Origin of the sequence: Kitasatospora sp. NPDC091257, from assembly GCF_044757675.1 — a bacterium.
GTDB classification, from domain to species: domain Bacteria; phylum Actinomycetota; class Actinomycetes; order Streptomycetales; family Streptomycetaceae; genus Kitasatospora; species Kitasatospora lactacystinica.
Genome location: NZ_JBIVVI010000163.1, coordinates 1 through 10,685 on the forward strand (window position 1 = coordinate 1; position 10,685 = coordinate 10,685).

7 protein-coding genes are annotated in these 10,685 nt (G+C 72.8%); 3 read left to right on the forward strand and 4 right to left on the reverse strand.

What is annotated here, in order from left to right; all coding sequences use genetic code 11:
- Window positions 1-41 precede the first annotated feature (41 nt).
- The 3 genes from ACIQOV_RS10535 to ACIQOV_RS10545 all read left to right on the forward strand — a co-directional run bounded on the left by ACIQOV_RS10535 (window position 42) and on the right by ACIQOV_RS10545 (window position 3,439).
- Window positions 42-593, forward strand: coding sequence for a YceI family protein (locus tag ACIQOV_RS10535; protein WP_401047150.1), 552 nt, complete (start codon window positions 42-44; stop codon window positions 591-593).
- Between the two features lie 102 nt (window positions 594-695).
- Window positions 696-1,913 carry a pyridoxal-phosphate dependent enzyme gene (locus ACIQOV_RS10540; RefSeq protein ID WP_401047135.1) on the forward strand — a complete coding sequence of 406 codons (1,218 nt, stop codon included), beginning with the start codon at window positions 696-698 and terminating at the stop codon, window positions 1,911-1,913.
- A gap of 140 nt (window positions 1,914-2,053) precedes the next feature.
- Window positions 2,054-3,439, forward strand: a complete 1,386-nt coding sequence (locus ACIQOV_RS10545) for a hypothetical protein (protein WP_401047138.1) — start codon at window positions 2,054-2,056, stop codon at window positions 3,437-3,439.
- A 78-nt stretch (window positions 3,440-3,517) separates the two neighbouring features.
- Here ACIQOV_RS10545 and ACIQOV_RS10550 read toward each other — a convergent pair whose 3' ends face one another.
- From ACIQOV_RS10550 to ACIQOV_RS10565, 4 genes are all read right to left on the reverse strand, one after another.
- The gene (locus tag ACIQOV_RS10550; protein ID WP_401047141.1) at window positions 3,518-4,573 is read right to left on the reverse strand and encodes a zinc-binding dehydrogenase; all 1,056 of its coding nucleotides are present in this window, start codon (window positions 4,571-4,573) and stop codon (window positions 3,518-3,520) included.
- Window positions 4,570-6,234, reverse strand: a complete 1,665-nt coding sequence (locus ACIQOV_RS10555) for a phytoene desaturase family protein (RefSeq protein WP_401047153.1) — start codon at window positions 6,232-6,234, stop codon at window positions 4,570-4,572. The genes ACIQOV_RS10550 and ACIQOV_RS10555 overlap by 4 nt, the downstream gene beginning before the upstream one ends.
- Window positions 6,235-6,263: 29 nt before the next feature.
- Window positions 6,264-7,958 (reverse strand): phytoene desaturase family protein, encoded by a 1,695-nt coding sequence (locus ACIQOV_RS10560; RefSeq protein ID WP_401047144.1) that lies wholly within the window; start codon window positions 7,956-7,958, stop codon window positions 6,264-6,266.
- Window positions 7,945-10,685: amino acid adenylation domain-containing protein (locus tag ACIQOV_RS10565; RefSeq protein WP_401047147.1), on the reverse strand; the 2,741-nt coding region annotated here is incomplete at its 5' end. The genes ACIQOV_RS10560 and ACIQOV_RS10565, both read right to left, overlap by 14 nt.

The window sequence follows — 10,685 nt, forward strand, 5'->3', positions numbered from 1 at the left end:
CGGGCCGAGACCCGGGCCCCGCACCAGGAGGCATGCCGACCATGACCGCCAACCTCTCCGAGCTCACCGGCGACTACGTCCTCGATCCCACCCACACCCGGATCGGCTTCGTCGCCCGCCACGCCATGGTGACCAAGGTCCGCGGCGCGTTCCACCGGTTCGAGGGCACCGCCCACCTCGACGGCGGCGACCCGTCCAGTTCCTCCGGCCAGGTGGTGATCAAGGCCGAGAGCATCGACACCGGCGTGGAGCAGCGCGACCAGCACCTGCGCACCAACGACTTCCTGGACGCGCCGAACTTCCCCGACATCACCTTCCGCTCCACCGCGGTCGAGGTGCGCTCCGGCACCGACTACCGGGTCACCGGGGACCTGACCATCAAGGACACCACCCGCCCGGTCACCATCGACTTCGAGTACACCGGCAACGTCGTCGACCCGTACGGCAACCTGCGGGTGGGCCTGGAGGGCTCGGTCACCATCAGCCGCAAGGAGTACGGCGTCACCTGGAACGCGGCACTGGAGGGCGGCGGCGTCCTGGTCGGTGACAAGGTCGTCCTGGAGTTCGACATCTCGGCGATCCGCCAGGGCTGACTCCTCCCCCGAACGGCCGGAACCGGTACCGCCACGAACGGGTTTCCGCCGCGGCCCGCCAACCGCCGGACCGCACGGCGGCCGCCCGGTTAGTCTCCTGGCATGCCAACAGAAGACTCCCTCGCGACAGGCCAGCGCTCCCTCGGCGACCCCGCCCTCGACTACCCGCTCTGGCCCCCGCTCACCGCCGGCTGCCCGCGCACCGGCACCGAGGACGTCTCCTACCCCGTCGAGGTCGACTACGCCTACGACAAGGCCGACCCGGCGGGCCTGTTCGCCCCCGCCCCGGTGCGCGGCGGCCTGGAGCGCTGGGCTCCGCTGCTGCCCCCGCTGCTCGCACCGGGTCTGGGCGAGGGCGCCACCCCGACGGTGGAGATCGAGCCCGGGGTGTACGTCAAGGACGAGTCCCGCAACCCCACGTGGAGCCACAAGGACCGGCTGAACCGCTGCACCACCAGCGCGGCCGTGGGCGTCGGCGCGCCGGGCCTCGCGGTCGCCTCCTCCGGCAACCACGGCGCCTCGGCCGCCGCCTACGCCGCCCGCGCCGGACTGCGCTGCGTGGTGTTCACCGGCCCGGACCTGCCGCCGAACGTCGACACCTTCCTCAACGCCTACGGCGCGGTGGTGCTCCCGGTGCCGTGGGAGGCCCGCTGGCCACTGCTGCGCCAGGCGGTCGACCGGCTGGGTCTGCACCCGGTCAGCAACCTGACCACCACCCACACCGGGCACGCGTACGGCCCCGAGGGCTACAAGACCGTCGCGTACGAGATCTTCCAGGACGTCGGCCTGCCGAGCGCGGTGTTCGTCCCGACCGGCTACGGCGAGCTGCTGTTCGGCGTATGGAAGGGCTTCACCGAGCTGCGCCGGCTGGGCCTGACCGACCGCGTTCCGCGCATCCACTCCTGCGAGACGGCCGCCTCCGGGCCGCTCGCCCTGGCGATCGCCGAGGGCCTGCCGGCCGCCCGGGTGACGGTCGGTCCGAGCGACGCGTACGCGATCGCCTCCCCGGTCAGCGGCTACCGGGGCGTGCTCGCCGTCCGGGAGAGCGGCGGCCGGGCGCTGACCCTGGACGACGCTCAACTCGCCGACGCCCAGCGGGAGCTGGCCCGGGCCGGGCTCTGGACGGAGCTGTCCTCGGCGGCCGGCCTGGCGGGGCTGCGCAGCCTCGGCGAGCCGGACCTCGCCGAGGGCCCGGTGGTCTGTGTCTCGACCTCCAGCGGGTTCAAGGACAAGGGCGTCGGCACCGGTCGGACCGAGCCGGTCGCCCCCGACTGGGAGGCGGTCGCCCGCCGCCTGCGTGCGGCCGGCATCACCGGCTGAGCCCGGTCCTCCACCGCCGCGAGGCCCGCTGTTCGCCCGCCCGCCCACGCTCGTAGGGTCTCCGTAGGGTCGGTGTTCGCCGAGCGCCAGCAGGCTTGCACTCTCCGTCAACTCCCGTCACCTGCCGAAGGGTAGCCACCGTGTCGCGTTCCCTCCGCCGCCTGCTGCCGCTCGCCGTCGCCGTCGCGGCGGTGCCCGTGCTCGCCCTGCCCGCCCTCCCGGCCGGCGCGGTCTCGTACGGCACCCCGACGATCACCTTCTCGGCCGGATACCTGTCCGGCGCGGTCGGCGCCACCGGCGACCCGACCGTGACCGTGACGGTCGCCCAGTCCGGCGCCGCGGCCTCGGCGCTGACCGTCGCCGCCTCGGCCACCACCCGCAGCTCCGTGGCCCGCACCGGCGACGTCACGGTGACCGGCACCGGCGGCACCCGCACCCTGGCGGTCGCCGCCCAGGGCGTGGGCTACGCCGACCTCACCGTCAAGGTCACCGGCCTCGGCGGCAAGAGCGCCACCCGCACCCTGCACTACGCGGCCTCCCCCGCCGTGCAGTCCTCCGCCACCAGCCGCTACCTGACCGGCTCCAGCGACGCCTCGGCCGCCGTGGACGCGGGCGGCGGCTACATCCTGGTCGGCGACGACGAGTCCAACACCCTGCGCCTGTACGACCGCGACAACTCCGGTGCGCCGATCCGCACCTGGGACTTCAGCTCGGCCCTCGGCGTCTCCAAGGAGATCGACATCGAGGCCGCCACCCGGGTCGGGAACACCGTCTACTGGACCGGCTCGCTGGGCAACAACAAGGACGGCGTGGTCAAGCCCGACCGGCACACCGTCTTCACCACCACCGTCACCGGCTCCGGCGCCGACACCCAGCTGTCCCTGGCCGGCTCCTACCACGGCCTGCGCGACGACCTGATCGGCTGGGACAACGCCCACGGCAAGCGCTACGGCTTCGCGGCCGGTGCCGCCGACGGCCAGGCGCCCAAGCAGATCGACGGGTTCAACGTCGAGGGCCTGGAGTTCGCCCCCGGCAGCACCAGCACCGCCTACATCGGCTTCCGCGCGCCGCTCACCCCGGCCGTCACCGGCGGCCGGGCGCTGCTCGTCCCGGTCACCAACCTCCCGTCCCTGCTGAACGGTTCGGCCGCCCACGCGACCTTCGGCGACCCGATCGAGCTGGACCTCGGCGGGCTGTCCGTCCGCGACATCCGGCGCAACGACCTCGGCCAGTACCTGATCGTGGCCGGTTCCTGGGCCGCCGAGGACAACTCCGCCCCGTACGCGCTCTACCGCTGGAACGGTCAGCCCGGCTCCGCCCCGACCAAGCTGATCGACCTGCCGACCAGCGACTACGGCGCCTGGGAGGCCCTCCCGGACGTCCCGGACCTGGACGCCCCCGGCGCCCGCGCCCAGCTGATCACCGACGACGGCTCCGCCGACCTCTACAACGACGCCACCGCCGCCAAGGACCTCACCCACCCCGAGTGGAAGAAGTCCCGCAGCACCTGGTTCACCCTGAACTGACCGTCCCGCACCGGCCGCGCGCCGGGGCCCTTCGGCACATCCTCCGAAGGGCCCGCGGGCGTCCTGGAACGAACACGCTCAGAGTTCGACCAGCACCTTCCCCTTGCTCGCCGACCGGTCCCGGTAGAGGCCGCGGTAGGCCGCCGGAATGCTGTCGAACCCCCGGTGCACGGTCTCCTGGTAGGTCAGCTCCCCGCTGCGGACCAGCGCCCCGAGGTCCCGCCGCAGGGCGGCCCAGTTCTCCTCGGTGAACCACTCCAGCGAGAAGATGCCCCGGATCGTGGTGCGCGGGAACATGATCATCGGCAGCAGTCGCGGCCCCGCCCAGTCCCCGCCGACCTGGCTCCCCCACTGCCAGCAGACGGCCACCCGGCTCTCCACCGCGAGCATGCCGAAGACCACGTCGGTCAGCGTCCCGCCGAGGCTGTCGAAGTAGCGGTCGATGCCCCCCGGGGCCAGCTCGGCCAGCTCCTTCTCCAGCCGCTCCGGCGCGTCGCCGTCGCGGTACAGCAACACCCCGTCGAAGCCCAGCTCCCACAGCCGCGCCGTCTTCTCCGGCGACGCCGTGGTCCCGATCACCCGTGCGCCCCGGTGCTTGGCCAGCTGCCCGACCAGCGAGCCGACCGCCCCGGAGGCGCCACCGACCAGCACCGTCGACCCGGGGCGCACGTCCAGGAACTTCTCGACCGTCCCCCAGGCCGTCATCCCGGGCCCGCCCAGGATGCCGAGCGCGGTGGACAGCGGCAGGTCCTCGTCGTAGTCGGCCGGGTCCAGCCGGCGGAAGGCCGGGAAGACCATCGGGAACGTCCCGGTCTGCCAGAGCCTGGGCGCGCCGTTGCTGACCAGGTGGCTGCGCCAGCCGCCGAAGCCCTGCACCAGGTCGCCCGCCGCGAACCGCGCGGCGGGCCCGGCGTCCAGCACCTCCATGATCGAGTCCGCGCCCATGTGGTCGCCGATCGGCGTGTCCAGCGCGATGCCCTGGAGGTACGGGTCGACCGAGACGTACCGGGTGCGCAGCAGCATCTCGTCCGCCGCGAGCCGGACGTCCAGCTCCTCCACGACCTTCCGGTACATCCGCTCGACGTCCGGCACGCCGTCCACGTGCTCCCCGACGACCCACTTCTCGATCCTCACGAGGTGACTCCAAACTGGCGGTCGGCGGGGCCGACCGGTTCGATGAGCACGGTGGGCAGCGGTGCGCTGTCGTCCACCTCCGCGGTGAAGGGCTTGCCGTCGTCCCGGCAGATGAACTGGACGACGTGCCGGCCGGCCGCCGCCGCCCGGATCAGTCCGCCGGTGGTCGCCCAGACCCCGGAGAGGTAGAAGTTCGCCAGGCCGGGCAGCCCCGGGCCGTTGCGCTTGACCTCCTCCTCCAGCGTCTCGCCGCTCTCCACGAAGGGCTGCCAGCCCAGCACCGTCCCGTTGTAGTTGCCGGTGTAGCGGACCTGGGTGAGCGGGGTGGAGACGTCCTTGACGGCCACCGCCTCCCGGAGCCCGGGGTGGTGGCCGTCCAGGAACTCGACGATGGCGTCGCGCACCCGGCGCTTCTGCCGCTGGTACTCCCGCCCCCGGCCGACCGGCAGGGTGTGCAGTTCCTCGCCGCGCCGCACCCGGGGCTCCTGCTCCGGCCCGGTGCTCAGCTCCCGCCAGGGCTCGATGTCGCAGAAGTAGCTGGCGTACACCACGGTGGTGTCGGCGGGCGACAGCTCCGGGTAGTGGCGGCTGCGGAACTGGACGTTGATGCTCGGGTGCCGGATGCCGGTGAGCCGTTCGGCGACCTCGTCCTCCAGCAGGTAGGTGGTGCACGGGTCCCCGGCCGGGAAGGGCTGGCGCAGGCCGAGGAAGACGGTCACGTAGCCGGGGAAGACCATGCCCGGCTCGGTGATGGTCTGGGTGTACAGCCGGCGGTAGGTGTCGCTCAGGTAGCGGCCCTTGAGCAGGTCCATCATGGTGGTCCGGCCGTCGCAGGCGGCCACCACGATGTCGGCCCGCACCTCCTGGCCGTCGCTCAGCCGCACCCCCACCGCCCGGTCGCCCTCGATCAGGACCTCGGTGACCTTGGTGTTGTACGTGATCTCGCCGCCCAGCCGCAGGTAGCGCTGCTCGATCGAGTTGGCCAGCCCCAGCGAGCCGCCCTCCGGCACCCCGGCCGACTGGCCGGCGTGGCAGGCGAGCTGGAAGTAGTTGGGCAGCACCGGGAAGTTGGGGTGCTTCTCGTACAGGATGAAGTTGAAGGCCTCGCGCAGCAGCGGGCTCCTGAACTTCGCCGAGTAGTCGCTCATCAGCACCGTGATCGAGCGCCGGATCACGTTGAAGTACGGCAGGAAGGAGGCGAGCATCCGCGTCCGCTCCCACCGGCCCATCAGCCCGACCGGCTTGAGGAAGGGGTAACGGGCCAACGCCAGACGGAACTTGCGCAGCCCCGCGCAGAACTGCCGGATCTGCCGGGCGTCCTCCGGGGCCAGTTCCAGCAGGTGGGCCTCCAGCCGGTCGGGGTCGGAGTAGAAGTAGACCGCCCCGCCGTCCCGGGTCCGCACCACGTTGAAGACGTCGAAGTTGCGCATCCGCTTGCCCTGCAACGCGCCGAGTTCGAGCCAGATCTGGTGCATCTCGTTGCCGGGGCCGCTGCCCAGCAGCCAGCTGATGCAGCAGTCGAAGGTGAACTCCCCGCGGTCCCAGCCGGTGCAGCAGCCGCCGGGGATCTCGTGCATCTCCAGGATCCGGGTGCGGTAGCCGTTCATCCGCGCGAAGCAGCCGGTGGACAGGCCACCGAGCCCTCCGCCGATGATGACCATGCTCTGCCGGCCGCCGGTCGTCGTCCCGCTCACTCCGCCACTCCCACTTCCGGCGCTCCCACGGTGGCCCGGCCGAGTTGCGGCAGCCGGCCCCACTTGCCCGCGTGCCAGGGTTCCCGGTTGTCGCTCGGCCAGGCCCGGAACGGCCGGCCGAGCTCCTGGCAGAGGTACTGCGCGGCGAACCGTCCGCTGGTGGCGGCCCGGATCAGCCCGCCGAGCGAGGTCCACTGGCCCGCCATGGAGAAGCCGCTCAGCCCGGGCAGCCGCATCCGGTCCCGGTTGACCAGCCGGTTGGCGGCGTCCTCGGCCTCGGAGAAGGCCTGCCAGGCGAGGATGCTGCCGTAGGTGTTGCCGGTGAACCGCTCGGTGGTCACCGGCGACGCCACGTCGACGAGTTCGATCCGCGGGCCGAGCTCGGGGTAGGTCCGCTCCAGGAACTCCCGGACGAACGCGGCGACTTCCTGCTTGCGCGCCCGGTAGGCCCGGCGGTCGCTGCTCCGCAGGTCCTTCCAGGAGCGGTAGTCGCTGAAGTAGGTGCAGTGCAGCACCGACTTGCCGGGCGGGGCGAAGCCGTCCGCGTAGGTGGAGCGCAGCTGCACCACCAGGCTGCGCTGGAGCGAGCCGGGCAGTCGCGCACCGTCCTCGGGCGACAGCAGGTAGGTGGTGCTGTGCGGTTCGCCCTCGGGCAGCGGGCCGTCGACGCCGACGAAGGCGGAGACCACGGCCGGGTACAGGTTGCCCGGCTTGTCGAGCAGTTCGCCGTACAGCTTCTCGGTGGCGGGGCTGGAGTACCGGCCCTCCAGCAGCCGGTCGAGCACCGTCGGACCGTCGCAGGCGGCCACCACGTGGTCGGCGAAGTGCCGGGAGCCGTCCTTGAGTTCCACTCCGATCGCGCGTCCGTCCTCGATCAGGATGCGCTCCACCCGGCAGCGGTAGCCGATCACCCCGCCGAGCGAGGTGTAGCGCTCCTCCACCGAGCGGGCCAGCCCGAGCGAACCGCCCTCCGGGAACCCAGCGTTGCCGTTGTGGGCGGCCGCCAGGGTGTACAGGTACGGCAGCAGCGGGAAGCCCTCGGGCTCCTGGAGGAACATGTTGGGGAAGGCCCGCCGCAGCAGCGGGTCCTGGAACCGCTCGGCGAAGCCGCTCATCGGGGTGGTCGCGGTGCGCCAGAACAGCCGGAACGCGGGCAGGACGGTGCGCAGGGTGCGCAGCCGTTCCGCCGTGGTGCGCAGCGGCGGCGGGGTGAGGTCCCAGGGGAGCTCGATCGCGGCGTAGCGGCGCAGGTCCCGGCAGAAGGCCCGGATCGGCTTGGCGTCGCCGGGCGCGAGGGCCAGCAGGTGGGCCTCCAGCCGGTCCGGGTCGCCGTAGAAGGTGACGGCCCGGCCGTGTTCGTCGACCACCCGGTTGAAGGTGTCGAAGCGGGTCACCGACTTGCCGTCCAGGGCGCCGAGTTCGCTCCAGACCTGGTGCGCTCCGGTGCCCTCGGCGGTGCCGATCAGCCAGTCGATGCAGTAGTCGAACAGGTAGCCGTGCCGGGACCACGCGGTGCAGCAGCCGCCGGGCAGCACGTGCTTCTCGAAGATCCGGGTCTCCAGGCCGCTCATCTGCGCGTAGCAGCCGGTGGCGAGGCCGGCCAGGCCGGCCCCGATCACGATCACCCGGGGCGGGCCGCCGGCGGCCCGTTCCCTGGTGGACCAGTCCGGCCCGCGGTCAGCCGAGGACATCGGCGGTGCCCCCGGCCAGGATGGCGCCGGCCAGTTCGGCGTTGCGGGCGGCGAAGTCCCCGTCGAGCATCTCGGCGTGGGCGCCGTGCCCGACGTACACCGCGGTGCCCGTGGTGGAGGCGCCGTGCCAGGCGCCCGGTTCGCCGCCCACGTGCACGGAGAGCCGGTCGCGTTCGCAGACCACGTCCAACTGGGCCCTGACGGTTCCCGTGTTGGGCGTCCGGCTGCTGAACTCCAGGTAGTCCCTGGCCTGTTCGATGGTCTCCCGGGCGACGATCCGCGAGCCGGTGTGGCGGTGCAGGTGCTCGTGGAGTTCGCGTTCGAAGACGGCCAGGTGCTCCTCGCCGAGGTCGAAGGCCTCGGTGACCCGGTAGGCGTCCACCAGCAGCACCGAGGCCACCGTGCGTCCGCGCCGCTCCAGCTCCTTGGCCACCTCGAAGGCGAGGTTGCCGCCGAGCGAATAGCCGAGCAGGACGTACGGCCCGGCGGGGTGCAGCTCCTCGACCAGGTCCGCGTAGCGGGCGGCCTTGTCGTCGCCGGTCAGGTAGTTGAAGGAGGCGATCCGGTGCTCCGGCAGGTGCGCGGCGAGCTGCCGGTAGACCAGCCCGTGGCCGCCGGCCGGCGGGAAGCAGAAGACCGTGCGGTCCTCGGGCGCGGCGGCGTTGAACCAGAGGTAGGGTTCGCCGCCGGCCACCTCGCCGGTGATGATCTGCTCGACGGTGCGGGCCATGCCGTGCAGGGTGGTGACCTTGAACAGCAGGCCGACCGGGATGCTGATGTTGAACTCGCTCTGCAGGTGGTGGATCAGCTCGATGAGCCGGATCGAGCTGCCGCCGAGTTCGAAGAAGTCGTGCTGGAGGCCGACTTCGTCCAGGCCGAGCAGGTTCTGCCAGTGCTCGGCGACCCTCGTCTCGTAGAGCGTGACGGGCGGTTCGTGCTGGGCCCCGGCGGTGTCGGCCTTCGGCTCGGGCAGGGCCGCGAGGTCCACCTTGCCGTTCGGGGTGAGCGGCAGGGCGGGCAGTTCGGTGAGGTAGGAGGGGATCATCACGGTGGGCAGGTGCTCGGCCAGGTGGCGGCGCAGCTCGCGGCGGTCCAGCACGGTGCCCTCGGCGGGCACCACGTAGGCGGCGAGGGCGGCCTCGCCCCGGGCGTCCTGGCGGACCGCCACGCAGGCCTGGGCGAGTTCCGGACGGGCGGTGAGGTGGGCCTCGATCTCGCCGAGCTCGATCCGGTGGCCGCGGACCTTGACCTGGTTGTCGATGCGGCCGAGCAGGTGCAGGGTGCCGGCGGTGTCCCAGTGGCCGAGGTCGCCGGTGCGGTAGAGCCGCGCGGGTGCGCCGTCGAGCTCCAGGGTGACGAAGCGCCGGGCGGTCTGCTCCGGGTCGTTGGGGTAGCCGGCCGCGACGCCCGCGCCGCCGATCCACAGCTCGCCGGGCACGCCCACCGGGACGGGCTCGCCGTACGGGTCCAGGACGTACACCGTGCTGTTCGGGAACGGCCGGCCGATCGGCACCATCCGACCGGGTTCCAGCTGCTCGGTCGCGCCCTCGTAGTAGGTGCTGTCGACGCTGGCCTCGGTCAGCCCGTAGGAGTTGACCAGCCGGGTCCGCGGGCCGCACAGGGCGCGCACCCGCTGGTGCTCGGCGGCCTTCCAGGAGTCGGAGCCGACGATCAGCAGCCGCAGGAAGTCCAGCGTCAGGCCCTCGCGCTCGCAGTGGGCCAGCAGCCCGCGGGCCACGGCGGGCACGAACTCGCCGCCGTCCACGGCCTCCTCGCGCATCACCCGGTACAGCCGGGCGGTGTCGAAGAGCAGCTCGCGGTCGACCAGGACGAGGGTCCCGCCGGTGCTGAGCGCCCGGGCGAAGTCCCCGGAGAAGACGTCGAAGGCGGTGCCGGCCATCTGGAGGTGCACCCGGACCTCGGTGTCCAGCCGGTACTCGGCGCGCCAGCCGGCGGTGACGGCGGCCAGGTTCCGGTGGTCGACCCGGACTCCCTTCGGCCGGCCGGTGGAGCCCGAGGTGTGGATCAGGTAGGCGGGCCGGTCCGGGTCGGCGGCGGGCAGCGGCACGGCGCCCCCCAGGACCGGCCGGTCCAGCTCCTCCAGGGTGACCGGCTCGGCGGGCAGGTCGGCGGGGAGCGGGCGCCGCTGGTCGACCACCACCAGCGCCGCTCCGGCGTCCGTCACCTGGTGGGCGAGCCGGTCGGCCGGGTGCCCGGGGTCGAGCGGCAGGTAGGCGGCGCCGGCCCGCCAGATCCCCAGCAGGGTGGTGATCAGCTCGGGCGACTTGTCCAGGCAGACCGCGACCACCGAGCCCTCGCCGACGCCGAGTTCGCGCAGTCTCACGGCGGTGCGCTGGGCCTGGCGCTCCAGTTCGCCGTAGGTCAGCCGGCGGACGCCGTCCCGGCCGGGCGCGACCACCGCGACGGCCTCGGGCCGTTCGGCGGCGGCCTTGGCGATCAGCTCGGGCACCGGGGTGTCGTGTTCGATCCGGCGGTCGGCGCCGCTGAATCCGGTGAGGATCTCCCGCCGTTCGGCGTCACCGAGCATCCGCAGCCGTCCGACCGGCTCGTCCTCGGCTGCGCGGGTCATGGCGTCCAGCAGGTTGCGGTAGTGCGCGGCCAGCCGCTGGACGGTGGCGGGCTCGAAGAGGTCCGAGTTGTACTTGAAGACGCAGTGGAAGCAGCCGTCGGCGCGGTCCTCGTAGGCGGACAGCGTGAGGTCGAACT

Excerpts from the sequence above, each read along its gene's own strand:
- ACIQOV_RS10535 (WP_401047150.1), top strand. The coding sequence starts at position 42 with ATGACCGCCAACCTCTCCGAGCTCACCGGCGACTACGTCCTCGATCCC.
- ACIQOV_RS10540 (WP_401047135.1), top strand. The coding sequence starts at position 696 with ATGCCAACAGAAGACTCCCTCGCGACAGGCCAGCGCTCCCTCGGCGAC.
- ACIQOV_RS10555 (WP_401047153.1), bottom strand. The coding sequence starts at position 6,234 with ATGGTCATCATCGGCGGAGGGCTCGGTGGCCTGTCCACCGGCTGCTTC.
- ACIQOV_RS10560 (WP_401047144.1), bottom strand. The coding sequence starts at position 7,958 with ATGTCCTCGGCTGACCGCGGGCCGGACTGGTCCACCAGGGAACGGGCC.